A 19,134-nucleotide genomic window follows, 5' to 3' on the forward strand; every position below is an offset into this window, starting at 1 on the left:
AACGCCTAAGATGCGTGTCGGACAATCGGGCCGGCACAGGCACCGGCAAGGGAGAGTGGACGTGGAACGGGTGGATTTCCTGATCGTCGGCGGCGGCATGGCCGGCGCCTCGGCGGCCTATGAGCTGGCGGCGCACGGCAGCGTCATCGTGCTGGAGCGCGAAAGCCAGCCCGGTTACCACTCCACGGGCCGCTCGGCGGCGCTCTACACCCAGACCTACGGGCATCCGGTGGTCCGCGCGCTGACGGTGGCGAGCTGGGACTTCTACACCAACCCGCCGCAGGGTTTTTCAGACCATCCCCTGCTGACTCCGCGCGGCGTCCTGCTGATCGGGCGGAGCGAGCAGACCGCCGCGCTCGACCGCGACTTCGCCGAGGGGCGTCGGCTGACCCCGACCGTCGAGCGCCTCGACCGCGCCGAGACGCTGGCCCGCGCGCCCTTCCTGAACCCCGATTACGTGGACGGCGCGGTGTGGGAGCCAGAGGCCATGGACATGGACGTCCACGCCATCCACGGCGGCTACCTGCGCGGGCTGAGGGCGCGCGGCGGGCGGCTGGTGACCGACGCCGGGGTGACGGCGCTGGAGCGGCGCGACGGGCTGTGGATCGCCACCACCCCGGCGGGCGGCTTCGCCGCGCCGGTTCTGGTCAACGCGGCGGGCGCCTGGGCCGACGGTCTGGCCGGAATGGCCGGTGTGAGCCCCATCGGGCTGGTGCCGAAGCGACGCACCGCCATCACCTTCGATCCCGTGTTCGCCGCCCCGGCGGACGCGGCGGGACTCGCCGGCTGGCCGATGACCATCGATGTGGATGAGCAATTCTACATGAAGCCGGAATCGGGCCGGCTGCTGCTCTCCCCCGCCGACGAGACGCCCGTCGAGCCCTGCGACGTGCAACCGGAGGAGTTGGACATCGCCGTCGCCATCGACCGTATGGAACAGGCGGTGCGCTTCTCCGTTCGACGTATCACGCACAAGTGGGCGGGCCTGCGCAGCTTCGTCGCCGACAAGGTGATGGTGGTGGGTTACGACGAGTCCGCGGACGGTTTCTTCTGGCTGGCCGGCCAGGGCGGCTACGGCATCCAGACGGCGCCGGCCATGGGCCGCACCGCGGCGGCGCTGGTTACCGGAAGCGGCCTGCCGGTGGAGGTCGCGGCACTCGGCGTGCGTGAGGAGGATCTGGCGCCGGCCCGGCTGCGGCGCCCCTGACGGGAGAAACGGCGATGCGCGGGACGATGACGGGAAGCGGTTTCGTTGCGGTTCTTCTGGCCGGCGGTCTTCTGGCCGGCTGCGCCAATCCGGCCGCCGATCAGGCAATGGTTGCCCAGAACGCGCTGGTCGGCATGCCGAAGCAGACGCTGCTGTCCTGCGCCGGGGTTCCGGAACGGCAGGCCACCGCCGGGGATCTGGAATTCTTCACCTACCGCAGCAACCGGCTGTATTCCTATCCGTCCTGGGGCGGCTATGGCGGCTACTGGGGCTATCCCTATGGCGCCTGGGGCGGCTACGGCTATGATGTGAGAAGCGTCGACTGCGATGCGACCTTCACCCTGCGCAATGGCGCGGTGGAACGCATCGTCTATGGCGGGTCGTCCAGCGGAGGAAGCCGACTCGGCCAGTGCTACGTGATCGTACAGAACTGCCTGCAGCAAGTCCCCTCACAGTCCCCACAACCCTCCATGGCCCCAGCGCGGTAAGAGTTCCAGTCCATGCGACAACTCGTCGCTGTTGCAAAGCCGCCTCACTATGACGTTTTGGTTGAGGCGGCATAGCAACCCTAGAAAAACTCTGGTAATACATCTCCAGGCTTTAAGCCAAAAAAACGACATCAGCTAATTCTGCCCTGGAGCGAATCCCATGACTTTCCTGAAGCGCGCCGCCGCCGCCCTGCTGGCGACCACGGCTCTTGCCGCCGTTTCCTCCCCGTCGCTGGCCCAGGATTTCAAGGGCAAGTCCGCCGGTGACATCCTGGTGCGCGCGCGCGCCCTGGCCGTGATCCCGCAGGAGTCGGGCGACCTGATTCACCAGGGCACCACCAACATCGGTGAGGCCCGGATCAACAACGACTACATTCCGGAACTCGACTTCTCCTACTTCGTCACGGACAACATCGCTTTCGAGCTGATCGCCGGCACCAGCCGCCACAACGTCAAGGGCTCGATCCTGCCGGGCCTCGGCGGTTCCGTGGACGTGGGCAAGGTGTCGCTGCTGCCGCCGACCCTGACCGCGCAGTACCACTTCTTCCCGAAGGAGCGCGTCAGCCCGTATGTCGGCGCCGGCATCAACTACACCCTGTTCTACCGCGAAGACGCCGCCAACAAGGCGAACGGCATCGGCCTGCGTATCGTCGACACCGACTATGAGAACCGCTTCGGCTGGGCCCTGCAGGCCGGTGTGGACGTCGCCCTGACCGGCAACTGGTCGCTGAACCTCGACGTGAAGAAGATCTTCCTGAAGACCGACGTCACGGCGCAGACCAACCTCGGCACCACCGTCCGTTCCGACGTCAAGATCGACCCGTGGCTGGTCGGCCTGGGCATCGGCTACCGCTTCTGATCTGCGCCTCCGGGGCCTCCAACGGGAGGCCCTGCGAAACCTGAGCTTCAGGCCGGTTACTCCGAAAGGAGTAGCCGGCCTGTTCCTTTTTGCGACTTCCTATAGCGGCATCTGTGGGTGAGCATTCCCTTTCGTGAATCCGTGCGGGAGGAAGCACAACCATGCACATTGCCGCCGTCTTGAAAAGGAAGGGCACGGAGATCATCACCGCCAATCCGGATGACCGGATCGACGCGGTCGCCCGCAAGCTCGCCCACCATAAAATCGGCGCCGTCCTGGTGATGCGGGAGGATGGCCGCCCCGCCGGAATCCTGTCGGAACGCGACATCGTGCGCGCCGTGGCCGCGGATGGCGCCACCGCCCTGGAGCGCCCCGTCGGCGACCTGATGACTCGGGATCTCGTCACCGGGAGCCCGGCCGACACGGTGTCCCAGATCATGGGCGTCATGACCGAGCGCCGCATCCGCCATCTGCCGATCCTGGAGGACGGCGAACTCGTCGGGCTGGTCAGCATCGGCGACATCGTGAAGGCGCGGCTGGACGACGCGGAACTGGAGGTCGAGTCCCTGCGCGGCTACGTTGCCGGAATGGGCTGAGCCCCACCCCGCCATCCCACAAACGAAAACGCCCGCGGGCGATCCCGCGGGCGTTTTCAAAGATAGGGCAGGCGGGCGGTCAGACCCGTTTGATCAGGCGGAGTGCGACTGCGGAAAGGCCATGGCGGCCTGGGTGCGGTTGCGCACACCCAGCGACTTGAAGATCGCCGTCATGTGGATCTTCACCGTACCTTCGGACAGCCCCAGTTCGTGAGCGATCTGCTTGTTGGACTTGCCTTCGCGCAGGCGGTCCAGAACCTCGCGCTGACGCTGGGTCAGCAGATGGTCGAGTTGCGGGTCGCTGGGCGGGATGGCGCCGACGCGCACCTCCGCTTCCCCGGCTTCGCGCAGCACGGTCGGCGGCACATAGACGCCGCCGGAGAAGATGAGATCCAGCGCGCTCAGCATGATCTTCACGCTGGAGGATTTCGGGATGTAGCCTGCGGCGCCATGCTCCAGAGCGTCGCGGACGTCATGATGCGCTTCGGACGCCGACACGACCACGACCTTGGAGTCGGGCTGCTTCCCCCGCAGGTCTTGGATGCCGGAGAAGCCGGGCCAACCGGGCATGCGCAGATCGGTCAGGACGAGATCGTAGGTCTCGCCCTTGCCAGCCTTTTCCAGAAGCTCATCAAAGTTGCTGGCTTCCTCAAAGCTGGCACCCTCCTTCAGCTGCTCCAGCAGCCTGCGCAATCCCTCCCGGAAAAGCACATGGTCGTCTCCGATCAGGATTTTCATCTGGTGGTGCCCCCGTACTCAGTGCTTTCAATGGTCCGAACGTACAGCCCTGACACAAGGCCAGTGTTCCGACCTTCAGTTTCGGAAAAAATGCAGGTCATTTTCAAGCATCATATGACCCAATTCCAAAAGGTGTAGAAAGTCCTTATGCAGGGTAATGACACATCAGATGTACCACGATTCGGTGGGGTTGGACAACCCGAATTTAACTTTTGTCTCATTGAAGGCTCCGAGCAATGGCATTGCTGCGCTACAGCAATATCCATTTCGCGCTTCGTTCATCCATGACGAAAGTGAGCACGAATGTATCAAGCCTTAGGCTTGCTCATCAGAAGGAACCGTCGTTTTCGTACTTTCTATCTTTCGCATCTCTCAAAACGAAAAGGCCGGCACCCGTGCAGCATACACCGGTCCCGGCCCAAAGACATAGACCCCGTAAGGCTGATCCTCAGAAGGCGGCCTCGTCCATCTCCATCAGGGAACTGGCCCCCGCCATGATGGTGATGAACAGCGCGTTGGTCTGCGGCAACAGCTTCGCCGTGTAGAATCGGGCCGTCCTGATCTTGGCCTCGAGGAAGGCGGCGTTGCCGTCCCCCGCCGCCAATTTGGCCCGGGCGGCCTTGACCATCCTCAGCCACATCCAACCGAGCGCCACCAGACCGAACAGCCGCAGATAGTCGGTGGCGGCGGCCCCGGCCTCCTCCGGGTCCTTCAACCCCTTCTGCGCGATGATGGCGGTCGCCTGCTGAAGCTTGGCGAAGGCCTTGGCGAGCGGCAGGACGAACTCCGCCAGCTCCTCCCGCTCCATGTCGGCTTCGATCTCCGCGCCGACCGGATGGAAGAAGCGGCGCAGCAGCCGGCCCATGTCCTGGGGCAGCTTGCGCCCCACGAGGTCCAGCGCCTGGATGCCGTTGGTGCCCTCATAGATTTGGCAGATGCGGGCGTCGCGCACATACTGCTCCACGCCGGTTTCCCAGATGAAGCCGTGGCCGCCATGCACCTGCACCGCGATGTTGGCCGACTCGAAGCCGATGTCGGTGAACAGCGCCTTGACGATCGGCGTCATCAGCTGGACGAACTCGTCCGCCTCCTTGCGCGTCTTTTCGTCCGCGTGCTTCTCCGCCACGTCCAGCTTGTAGCCGACCAGCGCGCCGAGCGCTCGGGCGCCCTCGGTGTAGGCGCGGGCGGTCAGCAGGTTCCTCCGCACGTCGGGATGCACGATGATCGGATCGGCCGGCTTGTCGGGGTGTGCCGCGCCCTTCAGCGAGCGACCCTGCAGCCGTTCCCTGGCGTAGGCCACCGCGTTCTGGTAGCTGACCTCGGCGACCCCCAGCCCCTGGATGCCGACGGCGAGGCGGGCCGCGTTCATCATCACGAACATCGCCCGCATGCCCTTGTGCGGCTCGCCGACCAGCCAGCCGGTGGCGTCCTCGAAGTTCATGACGCAGGTCGCCGACGCCTTGATGCCCATCTTGTGCTCGATGGAGCCGCAGGCGACGCCGTTGCGCAGGCCGACGCCGCCATCCTCGTTGGGCAGGAACTTCGGCACCAGGAACAGGCTGATGCCGCGCGTCCCGGCCGGCGCATCCGGCAGTCGCGCCAGCACCAGATGCAGGATGTTCTCGGTCAGGTCATGCTCGCCGGCGGAGATGAAGATCTTCGTGCCAGTGATGGCGTGGCTGCCGTCCTCCCGCGGGACCGCCCTGGTGCGGATCAGCCCCAGGTCGGTGCCGCAATGCGGCTCGGTCAGGCACATGGTGCCCGCCCAGGTGCCGTCGACCAGCCGGCCGAGGAAACGCTGCTTCAGCTCCTCCGACCCATAGGTGGACAGCGCGTTGTAGGCGCCCAGCGACAGGCCGGGATACATGCCGAAGCTGAGGTTGGCGGAGCAGATGAACTCCTCCAGCATGGTGTTGACCAGCTTGGGCAGCCCCTGCCCGCCATAGGCCGGGTCGCAGGACAGCCCCTGCCAGCCCGCCTCGATGTAGGTGGCGTAGGCCTCCTTGAAGCCCTTGGGCGTGCGAACGACGCCGTTCTCGAAGGTGCAGCCCTCCCCATCGCCGGACTGGTTCAGCGGGAACAGCACCTCCTCGCACAGCTTGGCGCCCTCCTCCAGGACCTGGGCGATCAGGTCGGGGGTGGCGTCCTCGTAACCCGGCAGTTCGGCCAGCTTGCCAGCCCCGACGATCTCGTCGAGGACGAAGCGGACATCCTCCAGCGGAGCCTTGTAGATCGGCATTGCTCAGTCCTCCCCCATCAGTTCCGCAGCGGCTTGCCGGTGGTCAGCATGTGCTCCACCCGGTCGATGGTGCCCTCGGTGCGCACCAGTTCCATGAAGGCCCGGCACTCCAGCGCCAGCATCTGGTCCTCGGTCACCGGCTGGGTGACGTCGGCCTTCGGCCCGCCGGTCAGGATCCCGGCCAGCTTGCCGCAGACGACCATGTCGTGCGGCGTCGCCTTGCCCTGGAGCGCGAAGCCTTCGAGGAACAGCTCCAGCGCGGCGCGGCCGTTGGGGCCCGGGAGCGTGTAGGTGACCTTCTCGGGCGGCGTGTAGTTCGCGGCCAGTTCCAGCGCCTTGGCCTTGGCGTCGGCCAGCAGGCGGTCGCGGTTCATGGTGATGCCGTCGCCGGGGCGCAGGTACAGCAGATCCTTGGCCTCCGCCGCCGACTTGGCGACCTTGGCGAGGCTGATGGTCTCGAAGGCCCCGGCGATCGGCGGCATCGGCCCCTTCGGGGTCCGCGGGTTGGCGGCGTGGCGGGCCAGCATCTCGGTGCAGCCGCCCCAGCCGGGGATCAGCCCGACGCCGACCTCGACCAGCCCCATGTAGGTCTCGGCGTGGGCCTGCACATGGTCGGAATGCAGCAGGATCTCGCAGCCGCCGCCGAGCGCCATGCCGCTGGGCGCCGACACCACCGGGAACGGGGCGTATTTCAGGGCGCGGTAGGCGCGCTGCCCGCCCTCCACCAGTTCCTCAATCTGCGGCCACAGCCCGACGTTCAGCGCGAACAGGGCGAGTCCCAGATTGGCGCCGACCGAAAAATTGTCGGCCTCGTTGTGGATGACCAGCGCCTTCCAGTCCCCTTTTCCGTCCCCGATCAGCTTCATCGCCTTGCCGTAGGCGGCCATGACGTCGCCGTCCAGCGCGTTCATTTTGCTGGTGAACTCGACGCACAGCACGCCGTCGCCGATGTCCCACAGGCTGGCCGAGCCGTTCTTCCACACCGGCTTCGACGCCCGCTTGATGTCGGACAGCAGCAGCACGCCGTCGGGGCGCACCACCGTGTCGTAGAGGCCGGCGGTGGTCAGGTGCTGGAGCTTGCCGTCCTCGACCCGGTAGAAGGGCCGCCCGGCGGCCTGCTCGACCAGCGGCGGGACGGGGATGCCCTCGCTGCGGCAGAGGTCGGCGAACCAGGCGGTGCCCAGCCGGTCGATCAGCTCGAACGGGCCCTGCTTCCAGTTGTAGCCGAGCCGCATCCCCTCATCGACCGCGACGATGCTGTCGGCGATCTCCGGCACCAGCGACGCCGCGTAGGACAGCGTGTGGGCGAGCACCCGGCGGGCGTACTGGCCGGTCCTGTCGGGGAAGTCGGCCAGCGCCCGCAGGTCGCGCCCGGCGGTCGATACGCTCTCCAGCCGCGGCTTGTCGGAGCGGCGGTAGGCGCCGGTCGTCAGGTCGATGGCCTCCTTGACCTTGGCGCCGCCCTCGCGGTTCAGGCGATAGAAGCCGCCCTTGCCCTTGCGGCCCGTGTAGCCCTCCGCGATCATCTTGGTGATGACGGGGTGCTCGCGGAAGGCGGCGCGGTAGGGGTCGTTGTCCGGCAGGGTCGCCAGCAGGCTCTTGGCTATGTGCGGCATCAGGTCGAGGCCGACGAGATCGACCAGACCGAACACGCCGGTCTTCGGGATGCCCATGGGGCGGCCGACGATGGCGTCGGCCTCCTCCACCGTCAGGCCGAGATCGACGGCGGCGTTGATCGCCGTCTGGATCCAGTAGACGCCGATGCGGTTGGCGATGAAGCCCGGCGTGTCCTTGCAGCGGACCACGCCCTTGCCCAGAGCGCGGTCGCCGACGTCGGCGACGGCGGCCAGCGCGTCGGGCCGGGTGGCCTCGCCGCCGACGATCTCCAGCAGCCGCATGTAGCGCGGCGGGTTGAAGAAGTGGGTGATCAGGAAGTCGCGCTTGAAGGCGTCCGACTGCCCCTCCACCAACACGCTCAGCGGGATGGTCGAGGTGTTGGACGACACCACGGAGCCTTCCTTGCGCACCGGGTCGATGCGGCGGTAGAGGTCGGCCTTGACCGCCGGGTTCTCGACGATGGCCTCGACGATCCAGTCGACGTCGGCCAGCAGGGCCAGATCGTCCTCCAGATTGCCCGGAGTCACCAGCCTGGCGTTCTTCGGGTGCATGAAGGGCGCGGGGTCGGTCTTCAGAAGCCTCTGGATGGCCCCGTTGGCGATGGCGCTGCGGTCGTCACCCTCCTTGGCGGGGATGTCGAGCAGGACGACGGGGATGCCGGCGTTCGCGAAATGGGCGGCGATGCCGCTGCCCATCACGCCGGAGCCGATCACGGCGGCGCGTTTGATCTGCATGGTTGGTGCCTCCCTGTGCCGCCGCCGTCAGACCGCTTCCAGGACGGTGGCGATGCCCTGGCCGCCGCCGATGCACTGGGTGGCGAGAGCGAACTGCTTGCCCTCGCGCTTCAGCAGGGCCGCAGCCTTGCCGGTGATGCGGGCGCCGGTGGCGCCGAGCGGATGGCCGAGCGCGATGGCCCCGCCGTCCAGGTTCACCTTGGCCGGGTCGATGTCGAGGTCGCGCATGCAGGCGATGGCTTGGGCGGCGAAGGCCTCGTTCAGCTCGATCACGTCGATGTCGCGGATGGACAGGCCGGCCCGCGCCAGCGCCTTCTGCGCCGCCGGGACCGGGCCGAGCCCCATCACCTCCGGCGCGCAGCCGGCCACCGCAACCGAGCGGATGCGGGCCAGGATCGGCAGGCCGTTGGCCTTGGCGTAGGCCTCCGTCGTCACCAGCACCGCCGAGGCGCCGTCCGTCAGCGGGGAGGAGGTGCCGGCGGTGACCGAGCCGTCGGCCAGGAAGGCGGGCTTCAGGCCGCTCAGCGTCTCGCCGCTGGTGCCGGGACGGATGCAGCCGTCGCGCTCCACGAGGCCGGCGGCGGTCTGGATGGCGACGATCTCCTCGGCGAGGCGCCCGGCCTGCTGGGCCGCGGCGGCCTTGGCGTGGGACTCGGCGGCCATCGCCTCCTGGTCGGCGCGGGAGATCTCATAGCGGCGGGCGACGTTCTCCGCCGTGACGCCCATCGAGCAGTAGGTTTCCGGATAATGGTCCTTCAGGCCCGGATGGGGCAGCGGGTTGTAGCCCATCATCGGGACGCGGCTCATCGACTCGATGCCGCCGCACAGGAAGACCTCGCCCGCTCCCATCTGGATGGCGCCGGCCGCCTGATGGATCGCCTGCATGGAGGAGCCGCAGTAGCGGTTGATCGTGGTCGCCCCGGCGGTCAGCGGCAGCTTCGCCAGGAAGGACACGGTGCGGGCGATGTTCATGCCCTGCTCGCCCTCGGGGAAGGCGCAGCCGACGACCACATCCTCGATGTCCTGCGGATTGACGCCCGTGCGCTCGACCAGCGCCGCGACGACATGGGCCAGCAGGTCGTCGGGGCGGACCTTCGCCAGCTCGCCCTTGTTGGCGAAGGCGAAGGGGGAACGGGCGTAACCGGCGATGACGACCGGATTGGCGGGCGTGGTCAAAGGCGCCGAGGTCATGGTTGCGAGTCCTCCGGGGTGTGCGTCTCCGTGATTCCGTTCTTGCGGAAATGGTCGGAGATCTGGGTGTCGATGATGCGCAGCTCGCCCAGCGTCTGCTGGACGTCCTGAAGCTGCCGTTCCAGGTCGGCGATGCGGCGGCGGGCGATGCGCTGCATGAAGCGCATCTGCTCCTTCTGGATTTCATCCGCGTCGTAGAGGGTGAGGAATTCCTTGATCTCGGCGAGGCTGAAGCCAAGCCGCTTGCCCCGGCAGATCAGCGCGAGGCGCGCGCGGTCGCGGTGGCCGTACACCCGGGCGGTGCCGTCGCGCTGTGGCGCCAGCAGCCCTTCGTCCTCGTAATGGCGGATGGTGCGGTGGGTCAGCCCGAACTCGTCGGCCAGTTCCCCAATGGCGAAGGAGCGCCCGGCACCGTCCGCGCCGGGGGCGAGTCCGTCGTCATCGCGCGCGCCCAGCCCCATCAACCTTGCGGGTTGCGACATCCCCACACCCTTCCCTTGATCGTCATTAGTTGACGTTTACGTAAAGGTAAGGCGCTTGCCATTTGCTGTCAAGCGGGCAGCCCGCTCTCTTTCTGATGTCCAAGGCAGGGGTGCGGCGCGGGCGCGCTGTGACAGCATGCCACGGGCGATGAGCCTGCCCAGCTATGGCAGGCTCGGGGCATTCAACAAAAAAGGCCGCCGGCGAACCCGGGCCAGGAATGGTCGGGAGCAACGGCCGGTTACAGGGCAGGACAAACCGGAGTCACGGCAAGCAGGGTTGGGACAGCCGATGTCGTCGCGCGCCATCGTATCGCTGGGCGTCTGGATACTCGCCATGGTGCTGATCGGCACTTTGACGGTCGGAGTCGCGTTGCTGTTCTACGTGGCGCTGACCGCCTTCTTCGCGGTCGTGGTGGCCATCCTGATGCTCGTCACCCGCCAGCGCGACGACGAGCACAAGAGGATCGTCTGAGTCAGGCGGGGCCGGAAAAGCCAGCCCTGGAAAAGCCAAGCTTGAAAAAGCAAAAGCCCCACCGCCCGCGCACGGCGGACGATGGGGCTTTTCCGTTCGGTCCGCTTACTCCGGCAAGACGCGCAGGCGCGACGCGGCGGTGCGGGCCGACTGGTGCGGGCGGTAGAGGTCTTCCACCGTCGCACCGGGCTGGGCGTAGTCGCCGGGCGTCACCGCGCGCACCAGATAGACGAGGCGGAAGCGCGGCGCCTGCTTGGTCATGTCGAGCGCGGCGACGAAGCGGTCGTCGCGGTAATCGACGGCGCGCGGCGCGGTCAGCTCGCCCAGCCAGGACAGGTCGCCCAGCGGCGCCCCGCCCCCGGCGAAGCGGGCCGCCTCGATCTCGAAGCCCGCGGGCAGCGGATCGGACACCAGAATCTGCCGGTCCACCGGATCGGAGGCGCTGCCCTCCAGGATCACCACCAGCCGGTCGTTGGGGCGGACGGCGCCTGGATCGGCGGGGCGGCCGGTCATGTCGAACAGGCTGCGGGTGACGGTCATGCCCTGCTCCTCCGCCCCCGGCGCCGCGTCGGCGATGCCGGACACCGACAGGATCTGGCGCAGTGGCTCGCCCCCGGCGTTGCGGATGGCCGGCGGGGCCGCCGGGTCGATGCGCTGGAACAGCGGCTTGACGCCCTCGGCGACCTGTTCGGCTCCCTGCGCGTCCTTCTGGGCGATCTTCATCGCCGGCGCCCGGTCGATCAGCGCCTTGGCGGCCTGGAGAAGCCACGCCTGCTCCTGCACGCCGGTGGTGCGGACGGCGGCGTAGGTCTTGGACAGCCGCTCGGTCGCCTGGGTCAGGCGATCCCGCTCGACCACGCCGCTCTCCCCCATCAGCGCCACCACGCCGGCCTCGTCGCGCAGGGACGAGCCGTAGTCGCGCAGGCTGGCCGACACGACGCGGGCGCCGGACAGCCGGCCGAAGGCTTCCGCCGCTCGGTCCTTGTCGCCCAGCGCGGCGATGGCCGTGGCAACCTGGGCGCGGGCGAAGTCGGTCTGCAGCTTGTCCCAGAAGGTCTCCTGGAAGTAGCGGACCGCACCGGCGTCGATCATCTTGGCGCGGGCCAGCACATAGAGCGCGTAGGCGCGGGCCGGCTGCTCATCGGCCTCCACCCAGGCGTTGTCGAGCGCGCCGCGCAGCCCGTCCAGCCCCTTGCGGTAGGGCCCCTCCGGCACGCGGTAGCCCGCGGCCTTGGCGCGGCCCAGGAAGTCCAGGGCGTAGGCGGTCAGCCAGGAATCGGCCTCCCCCTTCGGCGACCAAGCGGCAAAGGCGCCATCCATCCGCTGGAAGGTCAGCACCCGGTCCACCGACCGCTGCACCCGCGCCTTCACCCGCTCGTCGGAGGCGACGCCCAGCGCCACCGCCACGTCGCCCAGCGACAGCAGCGGCAGCGCGCGGCTGGCCGTCATCTCCAGCCCGCCGGGGCCGCCGCGCTCCAGCGCGGTCAGCAGGCCGGGAATGTCGAGGTCCGGCAGGTTGCCGAGCGACAGGGCCGCCGTCGCGGTCTCCGGACGCAGGCCGTTCAGCAGGTCGGCGGGCAGTTCCACGCTGCGCTCCGGGGCCAGCATGGAGGCGGTGCGGCGGGTGACCAGCGGCGAGGCCGGGCGCACCGGGATTTCCCACTGGCGCGTGATGCGCAGGCCGTCCGGCCCGGTCACGTCCAGCGCGATGTGGCCGGTGCCGACGCCGTTGGCGGTCAGGACCCGCCCGGCGGTGGCCCGCTTGCCCTTGCCCAGCTCGGGCACGGCGATGGTCCCTTCGCCGAGCGACACGGCGCCGCTGGCGATCAGGGAGATGGTGTAGGCGCCCGCCGGACCGGCGACGTTGTCGAGAGTCACCGGGACCACCGACCGGTCCCCCGGCGCCAGGAAGCGCGGCAAGCCCAGGTCGGCCAGCACCGGATCGGCGACCAGCATGGAGGATTCGGAACGGCCCAGCTTGTCCCCGCTCCACGCCACGGCCATCAGGCGCAGCCGGCCCTGGAAGTCGGGAACGTCCAGCGGCACCGCCACCTTGCCCTCCGGCCCCACGGTCAGCACGCCGGAGAACAGGGAGACGACGCGCTCCGACTTCTGCGGAACGGTGACGCCGACCTGACGCAGCCGCGGAGCGGCGCCGGGGCGCGTGCGGGTGGCGTCGAGGACCGCCGGATCGATCAGCCGCCCGAAGGAATCGCGCAGTTCCACGCCGAGGCGGCGCTTGCCGAGATAATGGTCGATGGGATTCGGCGAATGCTGGTCGGTGAGCTGGAGCACGGCATCATCCACCGCGGCGACCGTCACATAGGCGGGCTGGCCCTCCGGCACGCCCTCCACCACCACCTCGGCGGTGACGGAGCGGCGGGGCTCGGTCTGCGCCGGGACGGCGACGCGCACGTCCAGCGCCCGCTCGTCCCCGTCCACCGCCAGCCAGGACAGGCCGACGGCGCGGCGCGCCACGCCCTTCGACGGGCCGCCCGCGGCGTCCGGCGCGCCGAAGGCGGTCGCCAGCACATAGACGCCGCCGGTCCAGGTCGGATCGACGGGGATTTCCAGGAAGGCCCCCTCCGGCCCGATGCGGCGGGTGGAGGCGTGGCGGATCTTGCGATCGGCGACGGTGATCAGCACCTCGCTGTCATAGGGCGGCTTGACGTAGACCCAGGCGGTCTCGCCGCCCTTGTAGGCGGGCAGCATGACGGTCACGTCCACCTGATCGGGACGCTCGCCGGCGGTCGGGGTCATCCACCAGCCGGCGGCGAAGCGCAGGCTGCTCGCCACGCCGGTCTTGGGATCGAACACCTCCAGCCGGTAGCGCCCGGCGGTCACCGGGGCTTCGACGGAAGCCGGCTTGGCCGCCTGGGCGGCGAGCGTGCCGCCGGTCACCCGCTGGTCGCGCACCGTGACCTTGTAGTCCCAGCGCCCGTTGGCCTCGAACCAGGCGTAGTCGTACTCCTCCTCGAACAGCTCGTAGGAGAGGTCTTCCTTGTCCATCGGCTGGCCGTCCGGCCCCACCGCCACCACGTCGAAGCCGGCGGTGGCGCCCTCCGGCACCCCGTCGCCCTCGAAGCGCGGGCGGATGCCGACGGCGAAGGGCTGGTGGCGCACCGGCAGGACCAGATCGCGGCTGACCGAGCGGCCCCCGATGTCCAGCAGGGTGGCGCGGACCACCGCCTCCAGCGGCTTGGTGCTCTCCGGCGCCTTGGGCAGCGCGAGGTCGGCCTTGGCCTGCCCGTTGCGGTTGGTGGTGAAGCCCGGCAGGTCGGTGCGCAGCGGCTTCACCTCTTCCTGAGTGAGGCCGAAGCGGTAGCCGGGCAGGTTCGGGTAGGGATTCGCCGCGGCGCGCAGCGTCACCGCCAGCTCGCCCGGCAGGCCCGCCGCCGGGGCGCCGTAGAGGAAATGCCCGTCGATGGTCAGGGTCGTCTTGCCGTCCGCCGGAAGCTCCGTCGCTTCGGCGGAGAGAGCGACCTCAAGGCGCGGCGGCACGAAATCCTCGACCAGGAACTCGGCGCGGCCCAACACCGGGCCCATCGTGTTCGGCTGGCTCCCCACCTCCGGCTCGCCGTGGGCAGTGACCGCCCAGGTGCCGGTCATGGCGTTGGCCGGAATCTCGACGCGGGCGGCGAAGCTGCCGCCGCCGGATTCGGCGAGCGGACGGCGGTCCACCTCGAAGCCGTCGGGGCGCTGGATCTTCAGCGTGACGGGACGGCCGGTGACCGGCTTGGCGTCGGCGTCGCGCAGCAGCATCGCCAGATGCACCGTCTCGCCAGGGCGGTAGATGCCGCGTTCGGTGTAGAGGAAGGCGTCGGGCTGGCCGGGGACCGGGCGCGCCGGGACCACCGCCGCGACGCCGCCCGGCGCCGCGTTCGGCGCCCCGGCCGCCGGCGGCGCGTTGGCCAGCGTCGGCGTCACGAGGTCGAGGAAGCCGAAGTCCCCCGCCCCGCGGTAGGCGAACAGCGCCTGCACCGGTTCCCGCCCGGCGGCGCGCAGGGCGGTGAGGTCGAAGCGCGCCAGCCCGTCCGCGCCGGTCAGCGCCTTGCCCAGCTCCTCGTTGTTGCGGGCGAGCAGGCGCAGCTCGACGCCGGCCTCGGGCGTCGCGCCCTTGACGGAGCGGGCGAAGACGACCAGCGCGTCCTCGCCGGTGATGGCGTTCAGGCCGAGGTCGGAGACGACGAACCACTGGGTCGCCTTGTGGTCCCAGCCGCCGGGCTTGATGTCCTCGGTGCTGGCCACGGCGATGTAGACGCCGGGCTCCAGCCGGCCCAGAACGGCGTCGATGGGAAAGGGCGTCACCACCGCCTGGTTGCGGCTGTTGCTGATCGCCATCTCGCCGCGCCACACCTCCTGGCCGGAGCGGTCGAGGATCTCGCCGACCTCGTGGTCGGACATCTGCTGGCCGATGCGGCCGAAATAGATCTTCTCGACCAGGCTGCGGTCGTTGATCCGCAGCACCTGGAGCTTCGCCCGGTCGAGGTTGATGGAGCGCAGCGGCAACCCGTCGGCGCCGATGCGCGGCAGGATGTAGCCGGCCCCGCGGAAGGCCAGCGCCGGCTTGCGGTTCGGCACCTCGATGTCGCGCGCGTCGGGGTTGGGCAGGCGCTTGCCGTCGCTGCCCGGCAGACCGTCGCGCAGGGTGATGCGGTAGCTCTGGCCGTGCTTCAGCCCCTCGACGCAGAGCGTGCGGTCGCGCGCCACGGCGGTCCCGTCGAAGGGCGCTCCTCCTCCCGCCGGCGTCACCTCCACATAGTCGCGGTAGCTCACCGCGCGCGACTTTTCCAGCCGGTCGGTGAAGGTGAAGCAGGCCTGCGGCACGTCGCGCTCCGCCACCACCTCGGCGGAGGACACGCCGAAGGGCACCGGTTCGGGCGGCGCATCGGCGGCGACGACGGGGGTTGAGGACGCGACGAGGACGGCACAGACACGCGCCACTGCACGCAACATTCGATCTTCCCTGGACCAGCCGCCCGGCGCGGCGCGCGCGGGCATCGACGAAAACTCCGGGCCTGCGAAAACAACGCTTTCGGCAAACCGGCGCGGAGTATGCCGAAGCGCCCCTGGTTTCGCCACGGCTTTGCGGCCCCACCCGGAAAATCCCGCAAGGTGGATGGGGTGCGAATCAGGCTGGGATCAGCCGGCGAATTCAAGCGTGAAGTGGCTGCCCTCGCCGGGGCGGCTGTCGATGCGCAGGCGCCCGCCATGGGCCTCCATCAGCGACTTGACGATGGACAGCCCCAGCCCACTGCCCTGCCCCGGCAGCGCCACATGCACCTCGGCCTGCCCGAAGGGCTCCGCGGCCTGGTGGAGTTGCTCCGGCGTCATCCCGATGCCGTTGTCCGTCACCCGGACGCGGCACCCGCCGCCCGGTCCGCCGTCGACCGTCACCAGGATGCGCCCGCTGTCCGGGGTGAAGGTGATGGCGTTGGCCAGCAGATTCAGGAGCATCTGCTTCAACGCGCGCTCGTCCGCCGAGACGCAGTGATGTCCCGGCTCGACATGCATGTCCAAGCGGATGCTTTTGGCGTCGGCCTGCGGCGCCACCATGCGGAACGCCCACTCGACGACCGGAGCGACGTCGAGATCCTCCGGATGCAGGGGCAGCGTTCCCGCCTGGAGCCGCGACAGATCCATGATGTCGTTGATCAGCCCCAGCAGATGCCGCCCCGACTCGTGGATGTCGCGGGCATAGTCGGCATAACGCCCGCCGGCCTGCGGTCCGAGCATCTGGTCGCGGATGACCTCCGAAAAGCCGAGTACGGCGTTCAACGGTGTGCGCAGCTCGTGGCTGACGCGGGCCAGGAAATTGCGGTTCAGGGCCAAGGCGGCGCGCAGCCGCTCCGCCGTCCGGTGCTGCAGCAGAAGGAACAGCGTCACCAGCAGGATGGACACGGTCAGGATCGCCGCCAGGAGGAACAGCGTGTTGCGCAGGTCGGCCACCGCCGCGTCGATGTCCGTCCGTGCGACGCCGACCGTCGCCACCAGCGGATAATTCTCCACCAAGCGGTAGGCGAAGGCGCGCAGGACGCCGTCGGTCTGCGATTCCTGCCAATAGACGCCGGCGAGTGACCGGCCCAGCTCCGCCCACAGGCGGGACTGTGGGATGGCGAGCCCCACCGCCTCGACGCCCCGCGACGCGCCGCGGGCGCGGATCACCTTGTCCATCCCGATCAGGGTCACCACCCCCCGCAGCCCCAGATTGGCCTGCTGGTAGAACTCCCCCAGCACGTCGGGATCGATGTTGGCGACCACGATGCCCGCAAAGCCGCCGTCCCTGTCGGTCAGCCGCCGGCTGAGGCGCAGAAGCGGCCCGCCGCCGGTCGTCCCCGGAAAGGGCGTGCCGATGTGCATCAGGTCGCGGCCTGTGCCCTGGTGGAAAGCAAAAACCGTCTCGTCCCGCTCGTTCGGCCGCCCGTCCGGCCCCTCGCTGCGCAACAACACGGTCCCGTCGGCGTCCAGAACGGTGAAATGATGGATCAGCGTCGGATCATAGAGCGTCTGGTCGAGGAAGTTGCGGACTCCGGGCAGGCCGTTCTCCCCGAATTCCAGCGCCAGGGAGCGCAGGGTGATGTCCACCTCGTGCACCGCGCGGTGGGTGCTCTTGGCGAAGGCCTGGACCATGACCTCGGCCTTCGCCACCCCCTCCCGCGTCTGGGCGTCCAGCAGCTCGCGCACCACCTGCGCGTAGGCTCCCCAGACCACCGTGACCACGACGGCAGCGATGGCGAACACACACCAGCGGAACGAGATCGGCAGACGCATCCCGGTCTTTCCACAGGCGGTCCACCGGGGCGGGTCCGGACGATGATCCGTTCCGGCCCGGCATCGACCCTACGCCACAAGGGGTATCATGTCATGGAAGCACCGGGCAAGCCCCTCCATCCCGCGTTGATGCGGGGCAGGCTCTGATCATCGACGCGCGAAATAGGACGAAAGTCGCTCAACCGCACCATCGAGGATCTCGTCCCTCTTGGAGAAGCAGAAGCGGATGAAGCTGCGCGGCGCGTCCTCGACGAAGAAGGCGCCGACCGGAATCGCCGTCACGCCGGCCTCGGCGGTCAGGCGGCGGCAGAAATCCTCGTCGTTGCCGTCGAACCCGAAGGGTGACACGTCGGCGACCACGAAATAGGTGCCGGCGGACGGCAGCACCTCGAACCCCACGGCGCGCAGCCCGTCGGCCAGCCGGTCGCGCTTGGCCTGCAGCCCGTTGGCCAGCCCCGTGAAATAGGCGTCGTCCTTGCCCAGCCCATAGGCGACAGCCGCCTGGAGGTTGGGCGGGGTGGTGAAGGTGATGTACTGGTGCGCCTTGGCGACGGGTTGGAGCAGGTGCGGCGCGCCGGTGACGTAGCCGACCTTCCATCCGGTCAGCGAGAAGGTCTTGCCGGCCGATCCGATCTTCAGGCAGCGGTCGCGCATGCCCGGCAGGGTCATCAGCGGGATGTGCGCAAGCCCGTCGAAAATGATGTGCTCGTACACCTCGTCGCAAACGGCGAAGGCGTCGAAGCGCTGGACGAACTCCGCCAGCAGCTCCAGCTCCGCGCGGGAGAAGACCTTGGCGGCGGGATTCAGCGGGTCGTTGATGAGGACGAGCTTGGTCTTGGGCGAGAAGACCGCCTCCAGGTCGGCCCGCGTGAAGCTCCAGTCCGGGGCCTTAAGGCTGACGAAACGCGGCACGCCGCCGGCCAGCCGGACGATCGGCAGGTAGCTGTCGTACATGGGCTGGAACAGCACCACCTCGTCGCCCGGATTGATCAGGCCGAGCAGGCTGGCGGTCAGCGCCTCGGTGGCGCCGGAGGTCACCATCACCTCGGTCTTCCAGTCAATGTCCAGCCCGTAGAAGCGCTTGCCGTGCGCGGCCACGGCCTGCCGCAGCTCCGGCGCGCCCATCATCGGCGGGTATTGGTTCCAACCTTCCAGGATGGCCTTGGCCGCCACGTCCAGCACGTCGGCGGGGCCACGCTCGTCGGGGAAGCCCTGGCCGAGATTGATCGCCTTGTGCTCGTCCGACAGGCGGGACATCACCTCGAAGATCGTCGTGCCGTAGCTCGACAGGATTGCGTTGCCGGACTTCACCTTGAGCCTCCTGACCACCGAAGCGGACAGGAATGCCGCAGCTGGCCGGCGCTGTCCAGCGCCCCGTCCGCAGACCGGCCCGGCGGCGGCGGACGTTCTCGGTCAGGCGGTGGCGGCGACCTTGGCCCTGGCGGCGTTGCGGCGGTGGCGCAGCTTGACGCGGATGCGTTCGACGGGGCCGAGCAGCCGGGGATGGCGGCGCTTCAGCCGGACGAACAGGCGGCGGGCATCCGCGGAATTGCGCAGCAGGATCACCCCGCCGGCAAGCGCCACCGGGAAGCCGAACGGCCCCGGCAACGGCGACATCAGGGCGCCCAGGCCGATCAGGCTCCACCCCGTGCCGATCAGCGCGAGTTGCCGGACGCGGGCCAGCGTGGGTCGGGCAAGCAGCGAGCGGCGGATGGCGGCGCGGCGATGCATCGGGGCTCC

Annotated in this window: 14 protein-coding genes; 5 read left to right on the forward strand and 9 right to left on the reverse strand. The window is 69.0% G+C overall.

What is annotated here, in order from left to right:
• The first annotated feature begins 61 nt into the window (after positions 1-61).
• From FHW79_RS15920 to FHW79_RS15935, 4 genes are all read left to right on the forward strand, one after another.
• Positions 62-1,207: an FAD-binding oxidoreductase gene (locus FHW79_RS15920; RefSeq protein ID WP_348984176.1), complete on the forward strand. Its 1,146-nt coding sequence runs from the start codon at positions 62-64 to the stop codon at positions 1,205-1,207.
• Positions 1,208-1,221: 14 nt separating this feature from the next.
• Entirely contained in the window at positions 1,222-1,695 is a 474-nt protein-coding gene (locus tag FHW79_RS15925) for a hypothetical protein (protein WP_183179834.1), read from the forward strand.
• A gap of 160 nt (positions 1,696-1,855) precedes the next feature.
• On the forward strand, positions 1,856-2,554 hold the full coding sequence (locus FHW79_RS15930) for an OmpW family outer membrane protein (RefSeq protein WP_183179835.1): 699 nt from the start codon (positions 1,856-1,858) through the stop codon (positions 2,552-2,554).
• Positions 2,555-2,715: 161 nt separating this feature from the next.
• The gene (locus tag FHW79_RS15935; RefSeq protein WP_183179836.1) at positions 2,716-3,150 is read left to right on the forward strand and encodes a CBS domain-containing protein; all 435 of its coding nucleotides are present in this window, start codon (positions 2,716-2,718) and stop codon (positions 3,148-3,150) included.
• Positions 3,151-3,243: 93 nt separating this feature from the next.
• Here FHW79_RS15935 and FHW79_RS15940 read toward each other — a convergent pair whose 3' ends face one another.
• From FHW79_RS15940 to FHW79_RS15960, 5 genes are all read right to left on the reverse strand, one after another.
• Positions 3,244-3,888: a response regulator transcription factor gene (locus tag FHW79_RS15940; RefSeq protein ID WP_183179837.1), complete on the reverse strand. Its 645-nt coding sequence runs from the start codon at positions 3,886-3,888 to the stop codon at positions 3,244-3,246.
• 448 nt (positions 3,889-4,336) lie between these two features.
• Positions 4,337-6,127: an acyl-CoA dehydrogenase C-terminal domain-containing protein gene (locus tag FHW79_RS15945; RefSeq protein WP_183179838.1), complete on the reverse strand. Its 1,791-nt coding sequence runs from the start codon at positions 6,125-6,127 to the stop codon at positions 4,337-4,339.
• 17 nt (positions 6,128-6,144) lie between these two features.
• Positions 6,145-8,478 (reverse strand): 3-hydroxyacyl-CoA dehydrogenase/enoyl-CoA hydratase family protein, encoded by a 2,334-nt coding sequence (locus FHW79_RS15950; RefSeq protein ID WP_183179839.1) that lies wholly within the window; start codon positions 8,476-8,478, stop codon positions 6,145-6,147.
• Between the two features lie 27 nt (positions 8,479-8,505).
• Positions 8,506-9,669 carry a thiolase family protein gene (locus tag FHW79_RS15955; protein WP_183179840.1) on the reverse strand — a complete coding sequence of 388 codons (1,164 nt, stop codon included), beginning with the start codon at positions 9,667-9,669 and terminating at the stop codon, positions 8,506-8,508.
• A complete protein-coding gene (locus FHW79_RS15960; RefSeq protein WP_247884418.1) occupies positions 9,666-10,151 on the reverse strand; it encodes a MerR family DNA-binding transcriptional regulator in 486 nt (161 codons plus the stop codon). The genes FHW79_RS15955 and FHW79_RS15960 overlap by 4 nt, the downstream gene beginning before the upstream one ends.
• A gap of 289 nt (positions 10,152-10,440) precedes the next feature.
• Here FHW79_RS15960 and FHW79_RS15965 point away from each other — a divergent pair, with 289 nt between their 5' ends.
• Positions 10,441-10,623, forward strand: a complete 183-nt coding sequence (locus FHW79_RS15965; protein ID WP_183179841.1) for a hypothetical protein — start codon at positions 10,441-10,443, stop codon at positions 10,621-10,623.
• Positions 10,624-10,728: 105 nt separating this feature from the next.
• Here the strand turns inward: FHW79_RS15965 and FHW79_RS15970 are convergent, their stop codons facing one another.
• From FHW79_RS15970 to FHW79_RS15985, 4 genes are all read right to left on the reverse strand, one after another.
• Complete coding sequence (locus FHW79_RS15970; RefSeq protein ID WP_183179842.1) at positions 10,729-15,579, reverse strand: alpha-2-macroglobulin; 4,851 nt, start codon at positions 15,577-15,579, stop codon at positions 10,729-10,731.
• A gap of 186 nt (positions 15,580-15,765) precedes the next feature.
• Positions 15,766-17,394, reverse strand: a complete 1,629-nt coding sequence (locus FHW79_RS15975; RefSeq protein ID WP_183179843.1) for an ATP-binding protein — start codon at positions 17,392-17,394, stop codon at positions 15,766-15,768.
• Between the two features lie 147 nt (positions 17,395-17,541).
• Positions 17,542-18,705 carry an aminotransferase gene (locus FHW79_RS15980; protein ID WP_183179844.1) on the reverse strand — a complete coding sequence of 388 codons (1,164 nt, stop codon included), beginning with the start codon at positions 18,703-18,705 and terminating at the stop codon, positions 17,542-17,544.
• Between the two features lie 102 nt (positions 18,706-18,807).
• On the reverse strand, positions 18,808-19,125 hold the full coding sequence (locus FHW79_RS15985; RefSeq protein WP_183179845.1) for a hypothetical protein: 318 nt from the start codon (positions 19,123-19,125) through the stop codon (positions 18,808-18,810).
• Between the last annotated feature and the right edge of the window lie 9 nt (positions 19,126-19,134).

Origin of the sequence: Azospirillum sp. OGB3 (assembly GCF_014192915.1) — a bacterium.
In the GTDB taxonomy this organism is placed as follows: domain Bacteria; phylum Pseudomonadota; class Alphaproteobacteria; order Azospirillales; family Azospirillaceae; genus Azospirillum.

What these genes read in the sequence shown, in the direction of transcription:
- FHW79_RS15975 (WP_183179843.1), bottom strand. Translation starts at nt 17,394, where the DNA reads ATGCGTCTGCCGATCTCGTTCCGCTGGTGTGTGTTCGCCATCGCTGCC.
- FHW79_RS15945 (WP_183179838.1), bottom strand. Translation starts at nt 6,127, where the DNA reads ATGCCGATCTACAAGGCTCCGCTGGAGGATGTCCGCTTCGTCCTCGAC.
- FHW79_RS15970 (WP_183179842.1), bottom strand. Translation starts at nt 15,579, where the DNA reads ATGTTGCGTGCAGTGGCGCGTGTCTGTGCCGTCCTCGTCGCGTCCTCA.
- FHW79_RS15925 (WP_183179834.1), top strand. Translation starts at nt 1,222, where the DNA reads ATGCGCGGGACGATGACGGGAAGCGGTTTCGTTGCGGTTCTTCTGGCC.
- FHW79_RS15985 (WP_183179845.1), bottom strand. Translation starts at nt 19,125, where the DNA reads ATGCATCGCCGCGCCGCCATCCGCCGCTCGCTGCTTGCCCGACCCACG.
- FHW79_RS15935 (WP_183179836.1), top strand. Translation starts at nt 2,716, where the DNA reads ATGCACATTGCCGCCGTCTTGAAAAGGAAGGGCACGGAGATCATCACC.
- FHW79_RS15965 (WP_183179841.1), top strand. Translation starts at nt 10,441, where the DNA reads ATGTCGTCGCGCGCCATCGTATCGCTGGGCGTCTGGATACTCGCCATG.
- FHW79_RS15955 (WP_183179840.1), bottom strand. Translation starts at nt 9,669, where the DNA reads ATGACCTCGGCGCCTTTGACCACGCCCGCCAATCCGGTCGTCATCGCC.
- FHW79_RS15950 (WP_183179839.1), bottom strand. Translation starts at nt 8,478, where the DNA reads ATGCAGATCAAACGCGCCGCCGTGATCGGCTCCGGCGTGATGGGCAGC.
- FHW79_RS15960 (WP_247884418.1), bottom strand. Translation starts at nt 10,151, where the DNA reads ATGTCGCAACCCGCAAGGTTGATGGGGCTGGGCGCGCGCGATGACGAC.
- FHW79_RS15940 (WP_183179837.1), bottom strand. Translation starts at nt 3,888, where the DNA reads ATGAAAATCCTGATCGGAGACGACCATGTGCTTTTCCGGGAGGGATTG.
- FHW79_RS15930 (WP_183179835.1), top strand. Translation starts at nt 1,856, where the DNA reads ATGACTTTCCTGAAGCGCGCCGCCGCCGCCCTGCTGGCGACCACGGCT.